This is a genomic window from Flavobacterium melibiosi, from assembly GCF_048158545.1.
Taxonomy (GTDB): domain Bacteria; phylum Bacteroidota; class Bacteroidia; order Flavobacteriales; family Flavobacteriaceae; genus Flavobacterium; species Flavobacterium melibiosi.
The window spans coordinates 1-25,878 of sequence record NZ_JBLNKU010000011.1 but is presented as its reverse complement, the minus strand read 5'-3'; the positions used below and the strand labels follow the sequence as shown (position 1 = coordinate 25,878).

The 25,878-nt window shown below is 34.2% G+C and carries 19 protein-coding genes; 14 read left to right on the top strand and 5 right to left on the bottom strand.

The window, feature by feature from the left end:
- Window positions 1–3: 3 nt before the first annotated feature.
- The 3 genes from ACM55F_RS13425 to ACM55F_RS13415 are packed head-to-tail and all read right to left on the bottom strand — an operon-like array spanning window position 4 to window position 5,352.
- Entirely contained in the window at window positions 4–759 is a 756-nt protein-coding gene (locus tag ACM55F_RS13425) for a SusE domain-containing protein (protein WP_416854316.1), read from the bottom strand.
- A gap of 29 nt (window positions 760–788) precedes the next feature.
- Entirely contained in the window at window positions 789–2,405 is a 1,617-nt protein-coding gene (locus tag ACM55F_RS13420) for a RagB/SusD family nutrient uptake outer membrane protein (RefSeq protein WP_416854315.1), read from the bottom strand.
- 10 nt (window positions 2,406–2,415) lie between these two features.
- Window positions 2,416–5,352: a SusC/RagA family TonB-linked outer membrane protein gene (locus ACM55F_RS13415; RefSeq protein WP_416854314.1), complete on the bottom strand. Its 2,937-nt coding sequence runs from the start codon at window positions 5,350–5,352 to the stop codon at window positions 2,416–2,418.
- Between the two features lie 234 nt (window positions 5,353–5,586).
- Here ACM55F_RS13415 and ACM55F_RS13410 point away from each other — a divergent pair, with 234 nt between their 5' ends.
- The 6 genes from ACM55F_RS13410 (at window position 5,587) to ACM55F_RS13385 (ending at window position 15,333) form a co-directional block, all read left to right on the top strand.
- Window positions 5,587–6,612 carry a LacI family DNA-binding transcriptional regulator gene (locus ACM55F_RS13410; protein ID WP_416854313.1) on the top strand — a complete coding sequence of 342 codons (1,026 nt, stop codon included), beginning with the start codon at window positions 5,587–5,589 and terminating at the stop codon, window positions 6,610–6,612.
- Window positions 6,613–6,927: 315 nt separating this feature from the next.
- A complete protein-coding gene (locus tag ACM55F_RS13405; RefSeq protein WP_416854311.1) occupies window positions 6,928–8,448 on the top strand; it encodes an MFS transporter in 1,521 nt (506 codons plus the stop codon).
- Entirely contained in the window at window positions 8,441–9,100 is a 660-nt protein-coding gene (gene pgmB, locus ACM55F_RS13400) for a beta-phosphoglucomutase (RefSeq protein ID WP_416854310.1), read from the top strand. Before ACM55F_RS13405 ends, pgmB begins: the two co-directional genes overlap by 8 nt.
- 106 nt (window positions 9,101–9,206) lie before the next feature.
- Entirely contained in the window at window positions 9,207–11,510 is a 2,304-nt protein-coding gene (locus tag ACM55F_RS13395) for a glycoside hydrolase family 65 protein (RefSeq protein ID WP_416854309.1), read from the top strand.
- A gap of 233 nt (window positions 11,511–11,743) precedes the next feature.
- Window positions 11,744–13,549 (top strand): glycoside hydrolase family 13 protein, encoded by a 1,806-nt coding sequence (locus ACM55F_RS13390; protein WP_416854308.1) that lies wholly within the window; start codon window positions 11,744–11,746, stop codon window positions 13,547–13,549.
- Window positions 13,550–13,665: 116 nt separating this feature from the next.
- Complete coding sequence (locus ACM55F_RS13385; protein ID WP_416854307.1) at window positions 13,666–15,333, top strand: alpha-amylase family glycosyl hydrolase; 1,668 nt, start codon at window positions 13,666–13,668, stop codon at window positions 15,331–15,333.
- A 72-nt stretch (window positions 15,334–15,405) separates the two neighbouring features.
- On the opposite strand, the gene ACM55F_RS13380 is transcribed toward ACM55F_RS13385, so the two are convergent.
- Window positions 15,406–18,114 (bottom strand): M16 family metallopeptidase, encoded by a 2,709-nt coding sequence (locus tag ACM55F_RS13380; RefSeq protein WP_416854306.1) that lies wholly within the window; start codon window positions 18,112–18,114, stop codon window positions 15,406–15,408.
- A 164-nt stretch (window positions 18,115–18,278) separates the two neighbouring features.
- Here ACM55F_RS13380 and ACM55F_RS13375 point away from each other — a divergent pair, with 164 nt between their 5' ends.
- Both ACM55F_RS13375 and ACM55F_RS13370 read left to right on the top strand, forming a co-directional pair.
- On the top strand, window positions 18,279–18,956 hold the full coding sequence (locus ACM55F_RS13375; RefSeq protein WP_416854305.1) for a glycerophosphodiester phosphodiesterase: 678 nt from the start codon (window positions 18,279–18,281) through the stop codon (window positions 18,954–18,956).
- Window positions 18,953–20,161: a BaiN/RdsA family NAD(P)/FAD-dependent oxidoreductase gene (locus tag ACM55F_RS13370; protein ID WP_416854304.1), complete on the top strand. Its 1,209-nt coding sequence runs from the start codon at window positions 18,953–18,955 to the stop codon at window positions 20,159–20,161. Before ACM55F_RS13375 ends, ACM55F_RS13370 begins: the two co-directional genes overlap by 4 nt.
- Before the next feature lie 53 nt (window positions 20,162–20,214).
- Here the strand turns inward: ACM55F_RS13370 and ACM55F_RS13365 are convergent, their stop codons facing one another.
- Window positions 20,215–20,691: a TspO/MBR family protein gene (locus ACM55F_RS13365; RefSeq protein WP_416854303.1), complete on the bottom strand. Its 477-nt coding sequence runs from the start codon at window positions 20,689–20,691 to the stop codon at window positions 20,215–20,217.
- Window positions 20,692–20,803: 112 nt separating this feature from the next.
- On the opposite strand from ACM55F_RS13365, the gene ACM55F_RS13360 reads away from it, so the two are divergent.
- From ACM55F_RS13360 to ACM55F_RS13335, 6 genes are all read left to right on the top strand, one after another.
- Window positions 20,804–21,886 carry a diphosphomevalonate decarboxylase gene (locus tag ACM55F_RS13360; RefSeq protein WP_416854302.1) on the top strand — a complete coding sequence of 361 codons (1,083 nt, stop codon included), beginning with the start codon at window positions 20,804–20,806 and terminating at the stop codon, window positions 21,884–21,886.
- A 41-nt stretch (window positions 21,887–21,927) separates the two neighbouring features.
- The gene (locus ACM55F_RS13355; protein ID WP_416854301.1) at window positions 21,928–22,122 is read left to right on the top strand and encodes a hypothetical protein; all 195 of its coding nucleotides are present in this window, start codon (window positions 21,928–21,930) and stop codon (window positions 22,120–22,122) included.
- 59 nt (window positions 22,123–22,181) lie between these two features.
- The gene (locus ACM55F_RS13350) at window positions 22,182–23,120 is read left to right on the top strand and encodes a mevalonate kinase family protein (protein ID WP_416854299.1); all 939 of its coding nucleotides are present in this window, start codon (window positions 22,182–22,184) and stop codon (window positions 23,118–23,120) included.
- Window positions 23,121–23,169: 49 nt separating this feature from the next.
- Window positions 23,170–24,126 (top strand): geranylgeranylglycerol-phosphate geranylgeranyltransferase, encoded by a 957-nt coding sequence (locus tag ACM55F_RS13345; protein ID WP_416854298.1) that lies wholly within the window; start codon window positions 23,170–23,172, stop codon window positions 24,124–24,126.
- A gap of 269 nt (window positions 24,127–24,395) precedes the next feature.
- A complete protein-coding gene (locus ACM55F_RS13340) occupies window positions 24,396–25,304 on the top strand; it encodes a pseudouridine synthase (RefSeq protein WP_416854297.1) in 909 nt (302 codons plus the stop codon).
- Window positions 25,305–25,385: 81 nt separating this feature from the next.
- Complete coding sequence (locus ACM55F_RS13335) at window positions 25,386–25,748, top strand: nuclear transport factor 2 family protein (protein WP_416854295.1); 363 nt, start codon at window positions 25,386–25,388, stop codon at window positions 25,746–25,748.
- Window positions 25,749–25,878 lie beyond the last annotated feature (130 nt).

Below are 25,878 nucleotides of genomic sequence, written 5' to 3'. Positions count from 1 at the left end.
TTACTAAAGTTTAGTAATAGTATACGTTTTTGCAGTAAAATCTACCACAATTTTATAATCACCCTCAGCAGCAACTGGAACATCAGACCCACCAGCTTCTAAAGTACCATTATTACCATCGTCACCATAATTTACATCCCAAGAATCATCTAATCTAAATTTGAAATGTGCTGCTGTCAAATGGATTGTAATTGAATATTTTTGTGTAGCTAAATCATAATCTAAATTAGTATCGGAGCCCCAACCTGTTGGTGTTGCATCGCCAATAATACCCCAGTTTGGCCAAGATGGAAATGGTGTAGCTTTAATGGCAAAAGAATTTGAATATTGCGCAGTACCCGTACCAGTTGTTCCAACTGAAGATTTAATGCGAATATCAATTTGATGCTCAACAAAAGGTACTAAACCAGCAGTTAAAATTGCAGTATTAAGTTCCCCAACAGTAATTTCTTTAAAACGATTGGTAGTTGAAGTGACAACAACTGGTTTAGCAAAGCTTGTTCCTGCTTTTGCAATTTCAATGGTATAATTTACAACAGTAGCAGTTCCACTATAAGTTGCATCATTCCAAACTACAGAAGTTGCAAGATTATTTTGGTTTGCTTTTTGTAAAACTGTGTTAAAAGTACTGGTTGGAGTCAATAATACGGGTGCTGTTTCCGGAGCAAGTGCTTCTCTGTTTGTGTCTTGTATATCATCAGTGCAAGAAATCGCTAATATGCTTACAAAAGCTATTATTATATTTTTTATATTTTTCATTTCTATTTTAATTTAAATTAAATAATTATTTAGTATCCTGTATTTTGCGTCAAATTTGGATTTGCAGTTATTGAAGCTGTTGGCAATGGGAAAACATTCAAATTCGAACTAAATGAAGTTCCGTTTGGTATATTTCCTTTCCAAGCCCAGTTATAATTACCGCCACCATATTTATTAAAACGAATCAAGTCTTGCCTTCTATGTCCTTCCCAATGCAATTCTCTTGCTCTTTCATCTATAATAAAATCCAGATTAACTTGCATTTGGGTTACGTTAGCAGAAGCTGACCCACTATTCGCTCTTTGTCTTAAAGCATTAATGTAAGTCAATGATTGAGCGTTTGCAGTTGTTGCATTGTTCGTATTTGTAGCACCATCTTTTCTCATTTGTGCTTCAGCATACATTAAATAAGCATCTGCTAATCTGAATAATGGAAAATCTGTATCTACAAATCCTGAATTTACACCCGCAACTCCAGCAACAGTTTTGTTAGAAAATTTATGTAAAATATACCCTTGCCCAGCATTTGTTAGTGTTGCAATGTCAATTGGTCTTGAACCTGAATTTGAACTATATGTTTTTCTTACATCCGTTACAAATTCTGCGCCATCAAACTTTTGAACAAATTGTTTTCTAAGTCGTAATGCGCCTCCCCAGCCACCAACACCAAATTCTGCTCCGTTTCCTTCAACAGAACCAACCTGGCCGTTTATCATAACCGTTGTAGCACCATAATTTTGGGTCTTAACTCCATCCGATTGTAATGTAAAAATCATCTCAGAAGAAGTGTGATTATCGGCTTTGAAATTATCTAAATAATTAGATTTTAAGATGTATCCACCACCAATAACATCGCTACATTTAGCCATACATTCTGCATATTTTGGAGTCCCAATATACACTTGAGCATTTAAATACATTTTTGCCAAAATCATTTGAGCCATCGCTTTGTCTAGTCTACCATATTCATTAGTTCTTGCGGCTTTCAAATTAGGAATTACAGCATTCAATTCTGTTTCAATAAAAGTAAACAGCTGCTGTCTATCATATTGTGGACCTTTAAAATTTAAAGGATCATTTTCAGTAATGAAAGGTGCTTTCCCAAATAAATCCATCATATTATAGTAGGCAAAAGCTCTTAATACTCTTACTTCATTTCTATAAATATTGATTTCAGCAACATCTGTAGTACTCGTGATACCTCTTGAAGTTAATAGTTCTGGTGTTGATTGTCTTAAAAAATCATTAGCAAGAGCCACTTCAGCCATTGTTCTACTAAACATCCCTAACAAAATAGGATTGGCAGAGGTCCAAGTATTTCTTTGTAATTCAGCAGTACCTTCGTCATTTTCATAAGTCCAAACTACTTCGTCCGTAGTTAAGTCTTGTAAATACCACATACATCTTCCAAACTGGCTAGTTCCTGCATCAATTCCTTGTAAAAAAGAAGAACCCGCATCACCTGTACCTGTTAAGCTAAGATTGCCATAAACGCCTCCCAGTGCTTGTTTGTATCCTAATGGTGTAGAAAACAATTGCTCCGGGGATAGTATTTTGCTGTCTTCTGCTACTACATCTAAATCACCTGTGCACGATTGTAATGTGGCAAAAGCGAATAGTAAGTAAATAAAATTTATTTTTTTCATAATCTAATTATTAAAATTTAACATTTACTCCACCTAAAATCGAGCGCTGTCTTGGGTAAATGGTATTATCAACACCATTATTGGCAATTTCCGGATCTAAACCAGAATAATCTGAGATAACAAAAACATTTTGCATCCCTGCAAACAAACGCAGTGAAGCTTTACCTTCTAACCATTTCGGAAAAGTATATCCTAAGGTAATGTTATCCATTCTTAAGAATGAAGCGTTTTCTACAAACATATCAGACAAAACTACTGTTGATGTTGTGTTGAAATTGGTTTCTAAAACTGATGTTGGGATATTTCCAACTGTTCCGCCAGTTGTCAACAAATCATATTGCGCTCTACTTGCATTAACCGCATTAAACACTCTATTGCCAACACTTGCTCTTAAATTGAAAGAAAAATCAAGGTTTTTATAATTCATGGTTGATGCCAATCCAAAAGTTGCTTTAGGATCCGGATTTCTATAAATATATTTATCATTTGAGTTGATAATACCATCGCCATTCAAGTCTTCATACGCACCTTCAATTGGTTTCCCGGCCGTATCAAAAATTTGCTTGTATAATAAGAAAGAACTAGGTGCATAACCAACTTGATGTACTTGCCCTTGAGTTCCTGTTCCTGCTAAATTATCTCCAGTTCTAATAAAATCAGAGCTTAAGCTTGTTATTTTTCTTTCAAAAGCAGTTACATTAAAGTTTAGATTCCAATTAAAATCTTGGTTTTTTACAACATCGGTACTTAAAGAGAATTCAACACCTTTAGTTGTAAAACTTCCAATATTCTGCCAAGATCTATTTGAAAAATTACTACCGTCTGCTGTTGCAACATCGGCTAACAAATCTTTTGAATCTTTGTAAAATACTTCAATACTCCCCGAAACCCTGTTGTCATAAAGTCCGAAATCTAAACCTGCATTATAAGTTGTAGTTTCTTCCCATTTTAAATTCGCACTTTGTCTTGCAGAAACTGCAATTGGCAAAGCAACAGTACCAAAATAATATTGCGAACTACCGCTTCCTAAATTATATTGTTGCAAATAATCATTGTTATTTCCAATTTCTTGTTGTCCGGTAATACCCCAACCTAATCTTAATTTTAAGTCGGAAATTGTTGTATTGTCATTAAAAAAATCTTCTTTTATTTTCCAGGCAAATGCAGCAGCAGGGAAATTTGCCCATCTATTATCTTTGTCAAATCGAGAGGAACCATCTCTTCTATAAGACAACGTCAGTAAATATTTGTCATTAAAATTTAAATTGGTTCTTCCAAAAAAGCCAATATTCACCCTATCATAATCTACATTTGTTTTTGGAAAACCGGTTAAACCTGTTGGTAAATTTGGGTCTAAAATATTTCCTGATTGATAGTTGTCAGAATCCCATTTTTGGTAAGAATAACCCGCAGTTGCATCAAAAATCAATTTATCAAATGTTTTATTATAAACTAAATAGGCATCTAATAATTTATTTTTCCTCATACTTTTAGAAAATTCATCGGTTCCAAAAGGGATGTCGTTATTTGAACCAGAAGTAGCTACTTCATTTGAAGCTAATTTGCTTCTCTCGCCATTTGCCTGATCAAAACCTGCATTTACAACTGCTCGTAAAGCTGGGAAGAAATGAAATTTATAATCTGCTTCAAAGTTTCCAAAAAAGCGATTGCTTTTTCCAGTATCAAACGTCTGCATTAATTGGGCCACTGGATTTCTTGGCGTTTGTGAAGTTAATTTTCCATTGCTATGATTATAGTATTCAAAAAAACCGCCATATATCGAAGTTGCATCATAAACAGGTTGTGTTGGATCAAAACGAAGCGCACTTCCTTCAACCCCTTCTGCAAATCTATTGTTCTCATTTGAGTAATTTGCATTCAATTTTAGTTTCAAATGATCATCTAAATAAGATGGATTCAAAGCTAATCCAACAGTATTTCTATTAAATGTATTGGTCAATCTCAAACCTTCTTGATAGGTATTCCCTACTGTAAGACGAGATGGAATACTATTAAACAAATTGCCTCTAATAGATATGTTATTATCAACAAAATCTGTTTTTCTGTAGATTTCATTTTGCCAATTGGTATTTGCCGTACCCAACTTTGAAACATCTCCAGGTCTTTTTTCTGCGATTAATTCTCTAAAAGCATCCGCATCAAATACATCAACTGTTTTTCCTATTTTACCACTTCCGTACTGAAAATTATAATCTACAGAAAGTTTTTTCCCACCTTTTTTAGTAGTAATAATAATTACACCATTTGAGGCACGAGATCCATAAATAGCTGTTGCCGAAGCATCTTTTAAAACTGTCATCGACTCAATAGTGCTTGGGTTTAATGAAGCTAAAATTGATGTTGAACCTGTACCCGCTGTGTTTTCAATAGGCAAACCATCAATCACAATTAATGGATCATTGCTTGCAAATAAAGAAGAACCACCACGAATTCTAATTTGAGAACCAGAACCTGGAGCACCACTTGTATTTACAGTAACACCTGCAACCCTTCCGTTAAGCAAGTTTTCGGCTGTTACATTTGCACCTTTATTAAAATCTTTTGTGGTCAAAACTGTTACCGCACCTGTTGCGTCTTTTTTCTTAACAGTTCCATAACCTACTTGAACCACAACTTCTTTCAGTTGATTTGCATCTTCTTCCAAAGAAACATTTAATGATTTTTGAGCATCATAACTAACAACAGTATTTTTGTAACCAATAAAAGAAAATACGACTTTATCGCCTTTCTTAACATTTGATAACTGATATTTACCATCAAAATCTGTTGAAACACCATTTGCGGCGCCTTGTACATTTACATTTACTCCCGGAATTGGTTGTCCTGATGCTTTGTCAAGAACAACACCATTCAGCGTATTCTGAGCCAGAATACTAAAAGGCAGTAACAGTACTAAAAATAACAACTTTTCATAAATTGTTTTCATACTTTTTGTTTAAATTAATTTTAGTTTTGGTTAATTTTTTAGGTCTTAATTTTACTTCGAATTTCAAATTTAGGAAAATATTGAAATCACCAACAAAGCCCAATTCAAATCACATTACGAAAACGTGGTAGTGTTGAAAACTTTGTGTTTTATATTGATATTTGAGAGAAAAATTACAATAAATAAAAAATAATCTTACCTTTATTACGAATCGAACATTAAAACACCATTATCATGAAAAGAAAGGTCACCCTTAAACAAATTGCAAAAGAGCTTGACGTATCCATTTCAACCGTTTCAAAATCGCTTAGAAACAGTCCCGAAATAGGGGAAGAAACCCGACTAAAAGTGCAGGCATTTGCAAAATTTTACAACTACAAACCCAACAACATTGCGCTCAGTTTAAAAAACCGAAAAACAAAAACTATTGGGATTATTATTCCGGAAATAGTCCACCATTTCTTTTCAACGGTAATTAATGGAATCGAACAGGTTGCAAATGAAAACGGGTACAGCGTCATCATCTGTTTATCGGATGATTCCTTTGACAAAGAAGTACTTAACATGGAAATACTTGCTAACGGAAGTATTGATGGATTCATCATGTCACTTTCAAAAGAAACCCAATTCAAAGGTGATTTTCATCATATTACGGAAGTTATCGATCAAGGAATGCCTGTCGTAATGTTTGACAGGGTTGCCAATGAAATTCTTTGTGACAAAGTAATCATAGACGACAAACTTGCCGCTTACGAAGCCGTTCAAAGTCTAATTGATAAAGGAAGAAAGAAAATTGCACTTGTAACCACAGTAGATTATGTAAGTGTAGGCAAACTGAGAACTGATGGCTATATAAAAGCTTTATTAGATAATGACATCCCATTCAACGAAAACCTTATTATCAAAATTGAAAATGTAGACACTTGCGAAATTACCATTGGCAGATTACTCGAAGACAAAGCCATTGATGCTGTTTTTGCAGTCAATGAACTTTTTGCAGTAACCATAATTAAAACCGCCAATAAAATAGGATTAAATGTCCCTGAAGATTTAGCCGTTATCGCTTTTACAGATGGAACTATATCTAAATATTCAACACCCACCATTACAACCGTAAGTCAAAATGGAATAAAAATGGGAAATAGAGCTGCAAAAATGCTTATTGAAAGATTAGAAGCAGAACAGGATGATGAGGAAGAAGAAAATTATAAAACTGAAGTAATTGAAACGCATTTAATCGAAAGAGAATCGACCAATTAGATTTTTAGACTTCTTAGATGAGTTAGATTTTTAGACAAAATGCCGCATTCTATAATATAGTAGTCTTTGTCCAAGTCTAATTCCGAAGTTTCTGGACTAAAAAATCCAAGTAGTCTAAAAATCTAAGTAGTCTATTCTCTATTATATTCATTACTACAACCTTGTAGTTGCTAATCTTTTACTTTATTTGTTTTTAAAAAGTAAAAGATTAGAATAAATTTTTATATTTACCCCTCAAAACTTTTACTTTTACTTCGAAAACAAGATAAGTTTTGATAAGCAAAGCGCTTATCGTATAATAACTAAATTACGATAATGGAAAAGCGTAAATTAAGTTTCTGGCAAATTTGGAACATGAGTTTCGGTTTCTTAGGAATACAATTTGGTTTTGCACTGCAAAACGCAAATACTTCAAGAATTTTTGAAACATTAGGTGCAAAAGTTGATGAAATCCCTATTTTATGGATTGCTGCTCCTGTAACAGGTTTAGTTATCCAACCGATAATTGGTTATTTTAGTGACAGAACCTGGACAAGATTAGGCCGACGCAGACCTTATTTTCTGGTAGGAGCCATTTTATCATCAATAGCTTTATTTATAATGCCCAATTCACCATCCTTGTGGATTGCCGCAGGAACATTATGGATGATGGATGCCTCAATCAACATTTCGATGGAACCTTTCCGCGCCTTTGTAGGGGATAATTTACCCGAAAAGCAGCGTACTTTAGGTTTTGCCATGCAGAGTTTTTTCATTGGACTGGGTGCTGTTGTTGGTTCGTTACTGCCTTACATTTTTACGAATGTTTTTGGCGTAAGCAATACGGCCGCAGAAGGTATCATTCCTGACTCTGTAAAATGGTCCTTCTATATAGGAGGAGTTGTTTTTCTACTGGCTGTATTGTGGACTGTTTTTAAATCTACTGAATATTCTCCTGCAGAATTAGAAGCTTTTGAACAAAAAGACAAAGACACTAAAGAAGTAGCTCCAATTGAAACTGAGTTGGAGGCTAAAGTAAATATCAAAAGACAATTCAATTTAGGACTTTTAATGACTCTGTTAGGAAGCGTCATTTCTTTTATTATTTACGAAAACGAACTTACTAAAGAGCTATACATTTTATTTGTTGGATTAATTGTGATTGGAATTTTATTCATGGTCACCTCCAGACTTAGGGTTGTCCAAATAAAAAATGGTTTCACCATCATCATGACCGATTTATTGAACATGCCCACCACAATGAAAAAATTGGCTTGGGTTCAATTCTTTTCTTGGTTTGCACTTTTCTCCATGTGGATTTACACGACACAAGCCGTTACACAACATATTTTTGGAACAACGGATACGACTTCAAAAGTGTATAATGATGCTGCCGACTGGGTTTCCGTACTTTTCACTGTTTATAATGGAGTAGCCGCTGCAGTTGCTTTTTTATTGCCTGTAATAGCAAAAAAAGTAGGAGTTCGATCCACGCATTTATTGGCATTGTGCTCTGGTGGTATAGGTTTACTTTCTATTTATTTTATTGGAGACAAATATTTATTATTGATTCCAATGCTAGGAGTTGGTATCGCATGGGCCAGTATTTTATCAATGCCTTATGCCATGTTATCAGGTGCTTTACCTGCTGCAAAAATGGGGTATTACATGGGAGTTTTCAATTTTTTCGTAGTTATTCCTCAAATTGTTGCCGCAACAATCTTAGGTTTTATTGTCAAACAATTTTTCCAAAACGAACCTATTTACGCATTATTAATTGGCGGAGTATCAATGATATTTGCCGGTTTACTTACCCTTAGAGTAAACAACAGAACAAAAATTGAAATTCATGAATAATAGAAAAGCATTCATATTTGACCTAGACGGAGTGATTGTAGACACAGCGAAATATCATTATTTAGCGTGGCAAAAAATCGCAAATGAATTAAATATTGATTTCACACTGGAACACAATGAATTATTAAAAGGAGTCAGCCGCGTGCGTTCTTTGGATATTATATTAGAATTAGGGAAAGTGGAAGCTTCTCAAGAAGATAAAGAACGATGGTTAGTTCAAAAAAACGAGGATTATTTATCCTATTTAGTCGACATGAACGAAAGCGAAATTCTTCCGGGAGTTTTTCCGGTTTTAAAATTTCTTAAAGAAAAAGGCCAACCAATCGCATTGGGTTCTGCCAGTAAAAATGCCAGACCAATTTTAGAAAAAACAGGAATACTTTCCTATTTTGATGCGATTGTAGATGGAAATGATGTTACCAATGCAAAACCAGATCCAGAAGTTTTCTTGATTGCAGCTAAGTTATTAAATATAAATCCTGAAGACGCTATTGTTTTCGAAGATTCAGTTGCAGGTGTTCAAGCGGCTAATATTGGAAAAATGACCAGCGTAGGAATTGGTTCAGCAACGGTGCTGCACGAAGCAAAATACATCTTTAAAGATTTTACGGAAATAGACACCAACTTCATAGAAGATTTAATTAAAAAATAAAAAAGATAGAATAAAAAGAAACGAGAGGCTAGACAAATTGAGGTAAAAACCAAAACACTTTAAACTTCTCAACCTTACACTTTTTAAACTTTAAACAAAGGAAAAAATGAACCAAGATTATATAAAACCAGACAATTGGTCTATCATAGAAGAAGGATTTGATGTAGAGAGCGTAAAATCATCTGAAAGTCTGTTCAGTATTGGTAACGGGGCGATGGGACAACGTGCTAATTTTGAAGAAACCTATACTGGAGAAACATTCCAGGGAAGTTATATTGCAGGAATTTATTATCCGGATAAAACTAAAGTGGGCTGGTGGAAAAACGGGTATCCGGAATATTTCGCCAAAGTTTTAAATGCTCCAAATTGGATTGGAATTGATATCGAAATCAACGGAGAAAAATTGGACTTGAATATCTGTTCCGAAGTCAAAAACTTTCGCCGTGAATTGAATATGAAAGAAGGTTGGTACAATCGTTCTTTTGAAGCGACTTTGAAAAACGGAACCGAAATCGCAGTTACTATTCGTCGTTTTCTTTCTATCGTTTTGGATGAAGTTGGGGTTATCAATTACGAAATCACACCTTTGAACAAAGATTCAAAAATAGTGTACAAACCGTATATAGATGCTGGTGTAACCAATGAAGATGCCAACTGGGAAGAAAAATTCTGGGAACCGCTTGACGTAAAAAAATCAGGGAATGAAGCTTTTGTAACGGCTCAAACGTTCAAAACACATTTCAAAGTAACTACTTTCATGCAAAATAGTATTTTGTCCAATGGTGAAAGAACAGCTATTTCTCCTTCCAATATTGATGCTACTACTGATAAAATTCAATTTAGTTATGATGTAATTGTGGCTCAAGGCCAAAAATCATCTATCCAAAAAATTGGTGGTTATACCGTTTCTTTAAACCATGAAAATACCGTTACCGCCGCCGAAAAAGTAATCCAATCTGCGTTAGCAAAAGGATACAATCAAATGTTGCAAGACCAAATTGATGCTTGGGCAAAAATTTGGGAAATGTCAGATATTACAATTGATGGTGATGTAAAAGCACAGCAAGGAATCCGTTTCAATATTTTTCAGTTGAACCAAACTTATTTAGGAAAAGATTCTCGTTTGAATATTGGACCAAAAGGATTTACCGGCGAGAAATATGGTGGTTCTACCTATTGGGATACCGAAGCGTATTGTATTCCGTTTTACATGGCGACCAAAGATCAGGAAGTGGCGAGAAATTTATTGACCTACCGCTACAATCAATTGGACAAAGCCATTGAAAATGCTGCCAAATTAGGATTTACTAACGGAGCTGCTTTGTATCCAATGGTAACGATGAACGGTGAAGAATGTCATAACGAATGGGAAATTACTTTTGAAGAAATTCATAGAAATGGAGCCATTGCATTTGCCATTTATAACTTTTACAGATACACTGGCGATTACAGCTACATTCCTGAAAAAGGACTGGAAGTATTAATAGGAATCGCTCGTTTTTGGCATCAAAGAACCAATTTTTCGACTAATTTAAATCAATACGTAATTCTTGGCGTTACGGGTCCAAATGAATATGAGAACAACGTAAACAATAATTTCTACACCAATTATATTGCAAAATGGTGTTTGGAATATACCTACGAACAAATTCAAAAAGTGTCTCTGGAATATCCTTCGGATCATAAAAGAATCACCGAAAAAGTAAAAATCTCTGATTCCGAATTACAATCTTGGAAAAAAGTTTCGGACAATATGTACTTCCCTTTTTCGGAAGAACACAATGTGTACTTACAACAAGACGGTTTCTTAGATAAAGATTTAGTTCGAGTAGCTGATTTAGACAAAAGCCAAAGACCAATCAACCAAAAATGGTCTTGGGATAGAATTTTGCGTTCGCCTTACATCAAACAAGCCGATGTTTTGCAGTGTTTCTATTTCTTCGAAGATCATTTTTCGAAAAAAGAACTAAAAAACAATTTTGAATTTTACGAATCGTTTACCGTTCATGAAAGTTCGCTTTCGCCTTGCGTACACTCGATCCAGGCCGCTTTATTAGACAAAATGGACATGGCCTATACCTTCTATTTGAGAACTTCGCGTCTGGATTTAGATGATTATAACAAAGAAGTGGAAGAAGGATGTCATATTACATCGATGGCAGGTACCTGGATGAGTATCGTGGAAGGTTTTGGCGGAATGAGAATTAAAGAAGACAAACTTCATTTTTCTCCAAAAATTCCAAAAGAATGGGAAGGGTATTCGTTTAAAATTAATTTCAGAAATCAAATTTTGAAAGTAGCTATCAATCATAAGGAAACAACATTTTCAATAGATGGCAGCAAAGAATTAGCGATAGTCGTAAATGGTAAAAACATTATTGTAACAGCAGAAAATTTAGTTACTGTTTAAAAAACTAATGGTTAGAACTTGTAGTTAATTCAAATCATTTATTCCCAAGCCTAGCTAGGCTTACAGACAATCCCAATAAACATTGGGATTGTTTAATTGATTTAGTACTCTTTAAAGTCTTACTGCTATTGCAAATTTAATAGCCATAAAAATATTAAATAACAAATAAAATCGGTTCGTTTCCGTTTATAAATATGTGCTTTCTAAAAAAAATAACCTTATTCCTTTTTTTTATGTCTTTAACTTTAAATGCTCAAATTGACAGAGTTGAACCGCCTTTTTGGTATGCGGGCATGAAAAATACAGAATTGCAAATTATGTTTTATGGCAAAGACATTGCTCAATACCAAGTCACGGTTTCTAATGGAATAAAAATCACTAATGTTAAGCGAACAGAAAATCCCAACTATCTTTTTGTTACTATTGATACTAAAAAAATATCAGCAACTGATTTGATTTTCAATTTCAAGAACAACAATAAAGAGTCATTTACACAAAAATATACTTTAAAGAAAAGAAGAGAAAACTCAGCTCAACGCAAAAGTTACGATGCTTCGGATATGATGTATTTGTTGATGCCGGACCGTTTTGCAAATGGAAACAGAAATAATGATAGCGAAGATGCCACTACAGAAAAATTCAACCGCGAATTACCAGGAGGAAGACACGGTGGCGACATTGAAGGGATTATAAAAAACCTGGATTACATTTCCTCATTGGGCGCAACAACGATATGGAGTACGCCACTTTGTGAAGACAATGACGCTGCTTTCTCCTATCACACTTATGGTCAATCTGATGTTTATAAAATAGATCCGCGATATGGGACTAATGACGATTATGTTCGATTGTCTTCTGAAATGCATAAGAAAAACATGAAATTAGTGATGGATTACGTGACTAATCATTGGGGAATTGAACATTGGATGATGAAAGATTTACCAACACGTGAATGGATCAATCAATTTGACAGTTACACCCAAACTAATCATAAAAGAACCGTTATTCACGATACGCATGCCTCAAAAATTGACACAGAAACATGCTTGAACGGTTGGTTTGCCCCATCGATGCCTGATTTAAACTTAGCGAATCTTTTAGCCTTAAAATACCTGACTCAAAATGCAATTTGGTGGATTGAATATGCTGATTTAGATGGATTTAGAGTAGATACGTTTAATTACTCCGACCCAAAAGGAATTGCAAAATGGACAAAATCGGTTACTGATGAATATCCAAATTTTAATATTGTAGGTGAAGTTTGGATGCAAAGCCAAGCACAGATATCCTATTGGCAAAAAGACAGCCCGATAAGTAAAATACAAGACTATAATTCCAATTTACCAACAGTAATGGATTTCACATTATTTGAGGCAACCAGTAAAGCATTCAATGAGGATGATGGTTCTTGGGACAAAGGAATGATCAAATTGTATGATAATTTTACGAATGACTTTCTTTATCCAAATACCAACAATATGTTAGTTTTTGTTGAAAATCATGATACCAATCGTTTTAATGAGACTTATGGGAATGATATCAGAAAATACAAAATGGCAATGGCTTTGATAGCAACTGTTCGCGGAATTCCACAATTGTATTACGGTAGTGAAATTGGCATGACTGGTGACAAAGGTAAGGGTGATGCTGATATTCGTCAAGACTTTCCGGGTGGTTGGGAAGGTGATGAAAATAATGCTTTTATAAAAGAAGGAAGAACTCCTGGTCAAAGCGAATATTTTGATTATACTTCTAAATTATTCAATTGGAGAAAAACAAAATCGGTAGTTCATTTTGGAAAAATGACACATTACATCCCCGAAAACAATGTGTATGTTTATTTTAGATACAATACTAATGAAAGTGTTATGGTTCTAATCAACAACAGTAATGAAACCCACACCATAAATACGCATCGTTTTAAAGAAAACATCAAAGATTTTAAAATCGGAAAGGATGTAATTTCTGAATTAACATTTGATATTACAAGCGAAATAATAATTGAACCAAAATCGGTTTTGATTTTAGAATTGAAGTAATTTAAATCCCGTAAGACATTTAGTAAAAACATAAGGATACTTAACACCTTAAACTTAAATGAACTTATATGTTTCAAAAAACAACTACCAAAAAACCAATCATTAAATTCAACTAAATGAAAAAATATTTAATTCCATTTTTACTAATAAGTATGGCAATTTTGACGAGTTGCACTACTACAAAAACGGTTTCTGAAAGCAACAAAACCGCAGATAAAACTCCGTTTGTTTGGGAAGGGGCCAATTTGTATTTTCTTATGACCGATCGTTTCTATAATGGAGATTCCTCAAATGATGTTTCATTCAACAGAACCAAAACACCTGGAAAACTTCGTGGATTTGAAGGCGGTGACATCAAAGGAATTTCTAAAAAAATTGATGAGGGCTATTTTGATAAATTAGGAATCAATGCCATTTGGTTTACACCAATAGTGGAACAAATCCACGATGGCGTTGACGAAGGAACCGGTTTGAGTTATGGATTTCATGGCTATTGGGCCAGAGACTGGACGAACTTAGACCCTAATTTTGGTACAAAAGAAGATTTGGCAGCATTAGTAGAAAAAGCACATGCACACGGAATCCGAATCATTCTTGATGGCGTAATCAATCATACCGGACCCGTAACTCCCGAAGATACGGTTTGGCCAAATGACTGGGTGAGAACAGGACCAAATTGCGATTATAAATCTTTTGAAAACACAACTGCTTGTACGCTGGTTTCTAACCTTCCGGATATAAAAACAGAGAACAATCAAAATGTAGCGCTGCCTCCTTTTTTAATCGAAAAATGGAAAAAAGAAGGGCGTTATGAACAAGAAATGAAAGAATTGGATGCGTTTTTTACTCGTACAGGATATCCAAGAGCCCCAAAATATTACATAATCAAATGGTTGACGGATTATATTGCTGATTACGGAGTTGACGGTTACAGAGGCGACACCGTAAAACATACGGATGAAACGGTTTGGGCAGATTTCAAAACCCAATGTGATTATGCTTTTGAAACTTGGAAGAAAAACAATCCAACAAAAGTTTTAGACAATAATGCTTTTTACACGATTGCTGAAGTATACAATTATGGTATCAGCGGCGGACAAGATTTTGATTTTGGAGACAAAAAAATAAACTATTTTAAAAATGGTTTCAACAACATGATCAATTTTGAATTCAAATGGGATGCGCAAAAAGACTATGAATTTATATTCTCAAAATATTCCGACAAGCTAAACAATGACTTGAAAGGATATAGTGTTTTGAACTATTTATCTTCACATGATGACGGTGGGCCATTTGATGGGAATCGTAACAAAACTATAGAAAGCGGAACAAAATTATTACTGAGTCCAGGACTTTCTCAAGTGTATTATGGTGACGAAAGTGCTCGTTCCTTAATTATCGAAGGAACGCAAGGCGATGCTACCTTGCGTTCATTTATGAATTGGGAAGCTATCAAATCAAATCCTGAAACACAAAAAACACTGTTGCATTGGCAAAAATTGGGGCAATTCAGAAAAAATCATCCTTCAGTAGGTGCAGGTATTCACAAACAAATTTCGGCTCAACCCTATACTTTTTCCAGAACTTTCTCTAAAGAAAATTATTCCGATACAGTTGTGGTTGGATTAGATTTAGCGATTGGTACCAAAGAACTTTCTGTAGGTTCAATTTTCGCAGACGGAACTAAAGTAAGAGATGCATATTCTGGGAAAACAGGAATCGTTTCTGACGGGAAAGTTTCATTTGATACTAATTTTTCATTATTATTAATTGAAAATCAGTAATCTTTAGGCTTCTATTTTCATTAAAAAAGGGTTGTCTAAATTTTGACAACCCTTTTTTAATGAAAATAGACCTTATTTTTTGGTGAAATCTCCAGCGTAAATTAATACTAACTTTTTCATATCGAAATATTTTTTCAAAGCTGCATTTACTTTATCTACATCCAACGCTTTTACTTTATTTTCGTAATCTGAATAATCGCGAAACGTTTTATTTTCATCTAAATATTCTCTTAATTGTCTCGCTAAAAACTCATCGGTTCCAAGCATTGTTTGTCGTTGTTGCAACCAAGATTTTGATGAAGCATCAAATTCTACTTTTGTAAAACCCTTATCCAACGCTTTTTGAATTTCTTCTTTCAAAGCATTGTCCAGTTTATCTTTAAACGACGGATTGAAAAAAGCGTAAATGCCCCAGCTGCCCGTCTTGTCAATACCATTTCCTGAAACAAAAGAACCTGCACCATAACTCATTCCCTCTGCTTCACGCAACCTTTGCGGTATTCTGGAAGAAAGGAAACCGCCACCAAGCAATTCATTTGCCATATCAACTGCTGGATAATCTGGTTCGTTCATACCAATATTCAAATTGATTTTCCCTAAAACAATAGCATTGGTTTTGTCGTTAACCTGGATAGTATTATTGTAGGCGTTAATTTCAAAATATTGAGTTGGAATCCTAGTATAAGCAAATTTACCACTCCAATTATCAAGTGTTTCCGCTAAAAATATTTTGATGATTTTCTTATCTAACCCTCCTACAAATGCAATTTTACTATTGTTGCCATTATAAAAATCATTGTAATATTTTTTTAAATCATCCAAAGTAATTGTATTTAATTCAGCAATTTTCTCATCGGAAGTTTGTGAATAGTAAGGATGTGATTTTGGATACAAAACAGTCGTCTTTCCGATTGCGTCACTTACTAATGACTGAGGTTCGCTTTTATTAGCTTCTAATCCGCTTTTGGTTTCCAATTTCATTTTTTCAAATTCGGAGGCGTCAAAAATTGGATTTTTTAAAATGTCTTTAAGAAGTGCCAAAGCGTTGTTTAAATTATTTTTATCAGTGCTTATACCAATATACAATCCATCAACATTTCCTTGAACATTTATAGTGGTTTTATATTGATCCAACTGGTCGTTTATGTCTTTTTTACTTCTAGTTTTCGTGCCTAATTTTAGCATTTTGGCCGTTAAATCCGCAATTAAATTCTTGCCTTCCAGTGATTTTTCGTCGCCCATTCGCAATAAAAATCTAGCTTCTATTTTATCTCCTTTTGATGGTTTTTCCAGTAATGCATATTGCCCTCCAGAAGCTAATTTTCCTGTTTCTGTCGTTTTTAAAATATTGGTAACCGAAGTTTCAAAAGTGGCCTTATTTGCTTCTAAAGCTTTCCCTTTATATCCATTTGTCAAAACTGCAATATCTGGTGTGTCGCTTACTTTTACACGTTCTGCATTATTCTCAGGCACAAACCTTCCCCAAGTTCTATTGCTTTGCAAATAATATTTTTTGGCAACGTTTTGAATATCAGCAAGTGTCAATTTTTCAACATTATCTCTATCAATAAAGAACAAACGCCAGTCGCCTGCACCAATATTTTCTGTCAATGCAATTGATAGATTAATTGTTTTATTATAGGTGTTTTCAAATTGTTTTAATAATTCATTTTTGGCTCTTTTCAAATCATCTTCAGTAAAAATCATTTTTGGCACCTCATTCATCGTTTGAAGAAAAGCATTTTGAGTAGTCATTAAATCTTTGTCTTTTGGAATTTCACATTCAAAATAACTAAAGCCTGGATCTTTCAACGTTAAGGTAAAACCAGAAACACCGGTTGCAAGTTTAGTTTCAATCAATGCTTTGTACAAAACCCCAGAAGGATTGTTCGTTAGAATTGAAATCAAAGCGTTGTTTGCGGCATATTCTTTATCCGAAAAACTGGGCGTGTGATAAGCCATTCCTACATACTGAATATCGCCGTTTCTTTTTAATTCAACAAAACGCTCCCCATCTTGTGCTGGTTCCACCGTATATGTTGATTCTATAATTTGTTTTGATTTTGGAATAATCGCAAAGTATTTTGAAACCAAATCCAAAGTTCTCTTTTCATCGAATTTTCCACCAACAATTAATGTTGCATTATTAGGTTGATAATATTTTTTGTAGAAATTTTTAAGAGAAGTTGCTTTTACTCTTTCAATATCTTCTTTACTTCCAATGGATGAATTTCCATAATTGTGCCATAGATAAGCAGAGGAAACTATTCTTTCCCACAGAACACTCGATGGGTTGTTTTCTCCTATTTCGAACTCATTTCGAACAACAGAAAACTCTTTGTCTAGATCTGATTGCAAAATAGCTGAAGTAACCATCCTGTCCGCTTCCATTTCTAAAGCCCATTTCAAGTTTTCATCTGTCGCAGGAAGAATTTCATAATAATTAGTTCTATCATAAAAAGTCGTTCCATTTGCCTCAGCTCCTTTATCTGCAATTGCTTTTTTTATTTCACTAAACTTAGAGGAACGCTTAAACAACATGTGTTCTAATAAATGTGCCATTCCAGTTTCTCCATAACCTTCATTTCTTGAACCTACATTATATACAATATTCACCACTACATTAGATTGTGCGGCATCAGGAATCAAAAGAATTTTAAGACCATTAGGCAAACTATATTCTTTAATTCCTTCAACTGAGGTAACTAATTTTGGTATCTGTGCAAAACTTGTCCCTATAAACAATCCTGTAAAAAGAATTGATAAAATACTATTTTTCATAAATGGCTGTATTTAAGTTAGTTTAAAAAAATTGTCTTCTAAATTTTTTATGTAAATATCCTATTTTTCTTTCATTAAACCATCGCTTTTTTTATAAAAAAAAACAAACGTTTTAAAGCTTTAACTTAAAAAATTGTTCTTTTTTTGTAATAAAAAAATATTCCATGAAAAAAATCGGTCATCGTGGTGCCAAAGGTTATGAACCTGAGAACACGCTAGTTTCTTTCCAAAAAGCATTAGACATGCGAGTAGATGGGATTGAACTCGATGTACATCTTAGTACGGATGATGAATTAATGGTTATCCATGATGAAACAATTGACAGAACTACTAATGGAAAAGGTTTTGTAAATAAACTATCTTTGCGCGAATTGAAGGTTTTTCGAATAAATAGAACATACGAAATTCCAACACTGAAAGAGGTTTTTGATTTGGTAAATCAAGATTGTTTTATCAATATTGAACTCAAAAATTATGATACTGCAGAGAAAGTGGTTTCACTTATAGAAAAGTATGTTGTTAAAAAAGGATGGAAATACGACCGTTTTTTAGTTTCCAGTTTTGATTGGAACGCGTTGCAACAAGTGGCATTTTTAAATGATAAAATTCCAATTGGCGTTTTAACGGAAACAAATTTAGACTTGGCTTTGGCTTTCGCCAAATTCATTCAGGCAAAATCCATTCACCCTCATTTTCATTTATTGACAAAAGAAAATACGGCGCAAATGCAAGAAAAAGGATTGCAGGTTTTCCCTTGGACCATCAATGAATTAGAAGATATTCAAAAAATAAAAACATTCAACGTAAACGGAATCATCACTGATTTCCCAAATAGAATATGAACCAGAATTTCGATATAATAATAGTAGGTGGCGGCGCAGCAGGATTTTTTACAGCGATTAATATTGTCGAAAAAAATCCAAAACTGAAAGTAGCCATTTTGGAACGCGGTGCAGAAGTGCTGAATAAAGTTCGTATTTCCGGTGGTGGAAGATGTAATGTGATGCACGCTTGTTTTGAACCGAACGAATTAGTAAAGTTTTATCCGCGTGGCGAAAAAGAATTAAGAGGTCCTTTTCATCAGTTTTGTTCTGGCGACACGATTGAATGGTTTGAGAAACATGGAGTAGAATTAAAAATTGAAGCGGACGGACGTATGTTTCCGGTTTCGAATTCTTCACAAACGATTATTGATTGTTTCCTAAAAGCCACACAAAAACTTGGAATCGCAGTGCTTACGGGACAAAGTGTGCAATCTATTTTCAAGAAAGATACGGTCTGGAAAGTTGAAACACAAAGCGAAAACTATATTGCCGAAAAGCTAGTTTTAGCAACAGGGGGCAATCCTAAAGTATGGGAAATGTTGCAAAATTTTGGACACGCTGTTGTGAGCCCGGTTCCTTCCCTATTCACCTTTAATATCAAAGATTCCAGAATAAAAGAATTACCTGGTGTTGCGGCACAAGTAACTGTAAAAGTAAAAGACACCAAACTCACATCAACAGGGCCTTTATTAATCACACATTGGGGAATGAGCGGTCCGGCGATTTTGAAATTATCCGCTTGGGGTGCCCGAATCTTACATGACAAAAATTATCAGTTCACCATTTTCGTGAATTGGTTAAATGATGTTGACAAAGAAGATACTGAAAAAACCCTCAAAGAATTAAAACAAGAACACGCCAAAAAATCGGTTTCAAAAAAATCCCCTTTCGAATTAACCAATAGATTATGGGAAAGTTTAGTACTCGCTTCAGGAATTGAAGTGGAAACGAAATGGGCAGATTTGTCTAAAATACAATTGCAAAATCTAGCCAATCAATTGACAAATGGTACTTTTCAGGTCAACGGAAAAAGTACGTTTAAAGAAGAATTTGTAACTGCCGGAGGAATTGATTTAAAAGAAATCAACTTCAAAACCATGGAAAGCAAACTACATGAAAACTTATATTTTGCAGGTGAAATCGTTAATATTGATGCGATTACAGGCGGATTCAATTTTCAAAATGCGTGGACCAGCGGTTTTATTGTGGCGAACTCAATTTAGTATACAGTTTTTAGTCTCAAATGGTACTGATCACTGTAACTAAAAACTGCCAACTACTTATTCAACCACCAAATACTTCCATTTAAAACTGCCGCAAAACTTACCCAAGCCAAATATGGAAGCAATAAATACCCTGCAATTTTATTGATTTTGGCAAATTGAATGTACGTTTCGAATATCATCAACCACAATACAATAATTTCTAATCCGGCTAACATTGGGTTGTGTAATCCAAAGAACAAATACGACCACAAAGCATTTAGTGCCAATTGTATCGCGAAGAAAACCAACGCTTTTTTTACGACTTCTTTTTCAGCTTCTATTCGATCCCAAACTAATCCAGCAGCAACACCCATCATCACATACAGCATACTCCAAACGGGTGCAAAAATCCAATTGGGTGGATTAAAACTTGGTTTAATTAAGATTGGATACCACGTTGTAATTGCAGAACGGGTAACAATTCCAGAGAAATAACCAATCGCAAGACAAGTAACAACAACAGCTAATATTCGGGTGATTTTATTCATTTTATGTTTTTCTAATGTGCGCCAAATTTACTCAAAAGTTTAGTACAATTCGACAAATAAACAAATCTGCTTATAAACCAAAAAAAGTATCTTTGCGTAAATTTTTAAATTCATGATTTCAGCAAACGATTTTATTCCATCAAAATATACGCATTCGGTTGAAAGCGGCAATTTTCAGTGGAGCGCGCCGAGTAATATTGCACTTGTAAAATATTGGGGAAAAAAAGACAATCAGATTCCTGCGAATCCTTCGGTGAGTTTTACCTTGAATAATTGTAAAACGATTACTAAATTGGCTTTTGCCAAAAAAGAAAATGACGGTACATTTTGCTTTGATTTACTTTTTGAAGGGCAACCAAAAGAAGATTTCAAACCAAAAATTCAAAAATTTCTGGAGCGAATCGAAATCTATTTACCGTTTTTAAAAGACTACCATTTTACGATTGACACGGAGAATACCTTTCCGCACAGTTCCGGAATTGCTTCATCGGCATCAGGAATGGCGGCTTTGGCTATGAACTTAATGAGTTTAGAAAAAACGTTAAACCCTGAAATGACCGAGGACTATTTCTATCAAAAAGCGTCTTTATTAGCGCGTTTGGGTTCCGGAAGCGCTTGTAGAAGTGTAAAAGGACAAGTTGTAGTTTGGGGAAATCATGCCAATATCTCCGGAAGTTCTGATTTATTTGGGGTGGAATTTCCAAAGGCAATTCATGCTAATTTTAAGAATTTTCAAGACACTATTTTACTGGTTGACAAAGGTGAGAAACAAGTTTCAAGTACTGTTGGACATGATTTAATGCACAACCATCCTTATGCCGAAAGACGATTTGCACAAGCGCATCAAAATTTAGATCAGCTGATAACTATTTTTGAAAGTGGGAATTTAGAGGAATTCATCAAAATTGTGGAAAGCGAAGCATTGACTTTGCATGCGATGATGATGACCTCAATGCCTTATTTTATATTGATGAAACCGAATACTTTGGAGATCATAAATGCAATTTGGAAATTTAGAAATGAGACTAAAATTCCGATTTGTTTCACGCTGGATGCAGGGGCAAATGTTCACGTTCTATACCCTGAAAATGCAGCAGTTACCGTTTTACAATTTATTAAGGACGAATTAGTTGGCTATTGTCAAAATGGTCAGTACATTTGTGACGAAATTGGAAATGGCGCTTTGTTGAATTAATTTGTTTTTTTCCTATCTTTATTTTTTAAAGAGCTGAAAATATGGACATTCAATCAGAGAAATTAGAGTTGATAAAATTATTGTTAGAAACTGACGATACTGCCATAATAGAGGCTATAAAAAACATTTTCAAAGCACAAAAAAAAGATGTCTGGAAAGAATTATCTCCGGAACAACAAGAAGAAATTAATCTTGAAATTCTAGAGGCTAATCGGGGAGACAAAGTTGATTTATAACAAATTTATTTGTTACAATATATAATTACCAACCCCAAATTGTTAATTTACAATCTAATATGAAAGGACCTTTATTTTACTCAAAAATATTACTCTTTGGAGAATACGGAATTATTCGTGACTCAAAAGGGCTATCTATTCCTTATAATTTTTATAATGGTGCACTTAAAAGAGATGAAAATCCATCTGAAGAAGCCATAAAATCAAATGGAAATTTGAGACGTTTTGTTACCTATTTGGAAACTTTACAAAATGAGCAGCCTGATTTGGTTATTTTCGATTTAGCTACGTTGAAAAATGATGTTGAAACCGGAATGTATTTTGATTCCAGCATTCCTCAGGGTTACGGTGTAGGAAGTAGCGGTGCACTTGTAGCGGCTATTTATGATAAATATGCTCAAAATAAAATCACGGTTCTAGAGAATTTGACTCGTGAAAAATTATTGCAGTTAAAAAATATATTTTCTCAAATGGAGAGTTTTTTCCACGGAAAAAGTTCTGGTTTAGATCCTTTAAACAGTTATTTGAGCATTCCAATTCTTATCAATTCTAAAGATAATATTGAAGCAACCGGAATACCAACACAAAGTTTCGACGGAAAAGGTGCTGTATTCTTGTTAGATTCAGGTATTGTAGGAGAAACGGCTCCGATGGTGAATATTTTCATGGAAAGCCTGAAAGACAAAGGTTTCCGTGCCATGTTAAAAAATCAATTTGTAAAATATACTGATGCTTGTGTAGAAAATTTCCTTGGCGGCGACATGAAATCATTGTTCATGAACACCAAGAAATTATCAAAAGTAGTTTTGAATAACTTCAAACCAATGATTCCAGAACAATTTCACGGAATTTGGCAACAAGGAATTGACAGCAATGATTACTATTTAAAACTATGCGGTTCTGGCGGTGGCGGTTACATCTTAGGTTTTACCGAAGATTTAGAAAAAGCCAGGGCTTCCCTTAAGGATTATAAACTAGAAGTGGTATATCAGTTTTAGCCCCTAACCCCTAAAGGGCAATTTAAAAAAATTAAATTAAAATCTTATAATGTTAAGCAGGCAGCACAAACTTCTTATAATGAAAATTGCAAGTTTGTTCTCTGTGGTTAGAGGCTATAACATTCCTGTCATTATTTTGGCGCAGTATCTTTCGGCTATATTTATTCTTGCTCCCGAAAAAAGAGCATTAGATATTCTGCTCGATTTCAATTTATTTATATTGGTTTTCGCATCTTCTCTTACAATTGCTTCGGGATATATTATCAATAACTTTTATGACAGTCAAAAGGATTTAATTAATCGTCCTAATAAGTCAATGCTGGATCGATTGGTAAGTCAAAAAACAAAACTGAGCGTCTATTTTACGCTCAATTTTATCGTGGCTTTAATGGCTTTGTTTGTTTCCTGGCGCGTATTTTTATTCTTTTCAGGATATATATTTTTCATCTGGTTTTATTCCCACAAAATAAAAAAATACCCAATAATAGGAAACCTGACTGCTGCTCTACTGGCTGTTTTACCTTTTTTTGCAATACTGTTGTATTTTTACACTCGGATTCCATTTGAAGAGATTGAAAATTACAAAAGACAACTAGGCGTTATTTTTTCACATGCCACTTTTTTATTTTTATTGCTTTTGATTCGGGAAATGATTAAAGATTTAGAAAACTTGAAAGGAGATTTAGCTAATGATTATAAAACGATTCCTATTGTTTATGGTGAAGACATATCGAAAAAAATCATTACTGTTTTGACTATTCTGACTATTCTTCCAGTTTACGCTTTAATCGATATTTACGATGTGGGTTACATGGATGTTTATTTTTATTCTTGTCTGATTGTCCTAATTTTTTTCTTGGTTTACTTGTGGAAATCAACAACAAAAACACAATTTTTATTACTTCACAACACTTTGAAATTTCTTATTGTAGCCGGTGTTTTTTGCATTGTATTGATTAATCCGAGTGTTTTATGGCACGGAAAAAGATTGTTGATGACGGTATAGGTTATTTCTTCTTTGGCATTATAAAAGGTTGAAAACAATTTCCTCAAAATCCCCAAATACCTCCATTTGGTTAGCCCCGATTGCAACGGCATCCTTTTTCTTTTTTCTTTAAAAAGAAAAAGATAGAGTGGAAAGCGGGAAATAGCTCCAAAAAATGAAACTAAAACGTATTAATTAGCTTATTAACTAGATAGTTAGCGTTTTTATAATTGGCTGTTATTGATTGTCAACTATATAAATAGTATCTTTGCACAAATTATTGGAATATTATGAATAACAAGGAAGGCAATAATAAGAAAAGTGGTCCTAGAGCAGCTAGCTCAAGACCAAGTTCGAATAAGCCAAAACCTGCCATGCAGAAGCGCGCTCAAGGGCCGAAAAAAGTTAAAGTAAATACTAAAGTTGCCGATATCGCTACTGATAAAGTAGAGAAAAAACCAAATCAAGCACCAAAGAGACCGAAAGTAAAAGACGAAATTCGTTTGAATAAATACATCGCTAATTCTGGTGCGTGCTCGCGTCGTGATGCTGATATTTATATTCAATCCGGGACTGTAAAAGTAAACGGAATTCCTGTTACCGAAATGGGATACATGGTAAAACCTGGAGATGTCGTAAATTTTGACGGTGCCACTTTGACACCGGAGAAAAAAGTGTACATCTTACTGAACAAACCAAAAAACTTTACGACTGCCATGGACGAAGGTCAGGAATATCGTAATGTATTGGAATTGGTAAAAGGTTCTACGACTGCAAAAATTGGTGCAGTTGGGAGAATGGACAAGAATACAACTGGATTGTTATTGTTCACGAATGATACGGATATGATTCGTAAGTTTACTTTACCAAGTCAAAAATCATCTAAAATTTACCAAGTTTCATTAGATAAAAACTTAAAATTTGAGGATTTAGAAAAAATAAACAAAGGTTTGACCCTTGACGGACACCGCGTTTTTGTGGAAGATGTAAGCTATATTGACGGAGAAGCGAAAAGCGAAATTGGTCTACAATTAAGATCATCTAACGTGAAAGTAGTTCGTTCTATTTTCGAACACTTTAGCTATGATGTATTAAGAATTGACAGGGTTTCTTTTGCTGGTTTAACCAAAAAGAATTTACCACGAGGAAACTGGAGATTGCTTACTGAACAAGAAATCATCAATTTGAAGAACGTTTAATATTTCTTTGAAATTATTCATTAAATCCCTTTCGCGTCAAGCGAAATGGGATTTTTTTAATTAAAAATAAACCTGATCACCATGACACCAGAAAAATTACAGTCTATCGCTTTTAAATGGTTCGAAACTTTTAACAACAAAGAATTAGAAAAATTATTATCATTGTATGATGATGAGGCCGTGCATTTTAGCCCAAAACTAAAAATGTACAAACCAGAAAGTAACGGTTTTGTTACCGGTAAAGAGGCATTGCGAGAATGGTGGAAAGATGCTTTTGAGCGTTTACCCAGTTTGAATTACAAAGTAAAATCGCTTACTGCAAATGGTGACCGCGTTTTCATGGAATACATAAGAACGGTTACTGGCGAAGAGGATTTGCTGGTGGCGGAAGTATTGGATATCAGAGAAGACAAAATAATTTCTTCCCGAGTGTATCACGGATAAAAACCCTTTTGAGTAAATAAAAATCGGATCAATTCTAAAAGTCGTGAGAAATAGTAATAAAGGATATTTTTAAATTCAAATTAGACAGCAATGCAAGGTTCCAATAGCGAACTCATCAAGTTATTATTAC

Excerpts from the sequence above, each read along its gene's own strand:
- ACM55F_RS13425 (WP_416854316.1), bottom strand. The coding sequence starts at position 759 with ATGAAAAATATAAAAAATATAATAATAGCTTTTGTAAGCATATTAGCG.
- ACM55F_RS13420 (WP_416854315.1), bottom strand. The coding sequence starts at position 2,405 with ATGAAAAAAATAAATTTTATTTACTTACTATTCGCTTTTGCCACATTA.
- ACM55F_RS13415 (WP_416854314.1), bottom strand. The coding sequence starts at position 5,352 with ATGAAAACAATTTATGAAAAGTTGTTATTTTTAGTACTGTTACTGCCT.
- ACM55F_RS13410 (WP_416854313.1), top strand. The coding sequence starts at position 5,587 with ATGAAAAGAAAGGTCACCCTTAAACAAATTGCAAAAGAGCTTGACGTA.
- ACM55F_RS13405 (WP_416854311.1), top strand. The coding sequence starts at position 6,928 with ATGGAAAAGCGTAAATTAAGTTTCTGGCAAATTTGGAACATGAGTTTC.
- pgmB (WP_416854310.1), top strand. The coding sequence starts at position 8,441 with ATGAATAATAGAAAAGCATTCATATTTGACCTAGACGGAGTGATTGTA.
- ACM55F_RS13395 (WP_416854309.1), top strand. The coding sequence starts at position 9,207 with ATGAACCAAGATTATATAAAACCAGACAATTGGTCTATCATAGAAGAA.
- ACM55F_RS13390 (WP_416854308.1), top strand. The coding sequence starts at position 11,744 with ATGTCTTTAACTTTAAATGCTCAAATTGACAGAGTTGAACCGCCTTTT.
- ACM55F_RS13385 (WP_416854307.1), top strand. The coding sequence starts at position 13,666 with ATGAAAAAATATTTAATTCCATTTTTACTAATAAGTATGGCAATTTTG.
- ACM55F_RS13380 (WP_416854306.1), bottom strand. The coding sequence starts at position 18,114 with ATGAAAAATAGTATTTTATCAATTCTTTTTACAGGATTGTTTATAGGG.
- ACM55F_RS13375 (WP_416854305.1), top strand. The coding sequence starts at position 18,279 with ATGAAAAAAATCGGTCATCGTGGTGCCAAAGGTTATGAACCTGAGAAC.
- ACM55F_RS13370 (WP_416854304.1), top strand. The coding sequence starts at position 18,953 with ATGAACCAGAATTTCGATATAATAATAGTAGGTGGCGGCGCAGCAGGA.
- ACM55F_RS13365 (WP_416854303.1), bottom strand. The coding sequence starts at position 20,691 with ATGAATAAAATCACCCGAATATTAGCTGTTGTTGTTACTTGTCTTGCG.
- ACM55F_RS13360 (WP_416854302.1), top strand. The coding sequence starts at position 20,804 with ATGATTTCAGCAAACGATTTTATTCCATCAAAATATACGCATTCGGTT.
- ACM55F_RS13355 (WP_416854301.1), top strand. The coding sequence starts at position 21,928 with ATGGACATTCAATCAGAGAAATTAGAGTTGATAAAATTATTGTTAGAA.
- ACM55F_RS13350 (WP_416854299.1), top strand. The coding sequence starts at position 22,182 with ATGAAAGGACCTTTATTTTACTCAAAAATATTACTCTTTGGAGAATAC.
- ACM55F_RS13345 (WP_416854298.1), top strand. The coding sequence starts at position 23,170 with ATGTTAAGCAGGCAGCACAAACTTCTTATAATGAAAATTGCAAGTTTG.
- ACM55F_RS13340 (WP_416854297.1), top strand. The coding sequence starts at position 24,396 with ATGAATAACAAGGAAGGCAATAATAAGAAAAGTGGTCCTAGAGCAGCT.
- ACM55F_RS13335 (WP_416854295.1), top strand. The coding sequence starts at position 25,386 with ATGACACCAGAAAAATTACAGTCTATCGCTTTTAAATGGTTCGAAACT.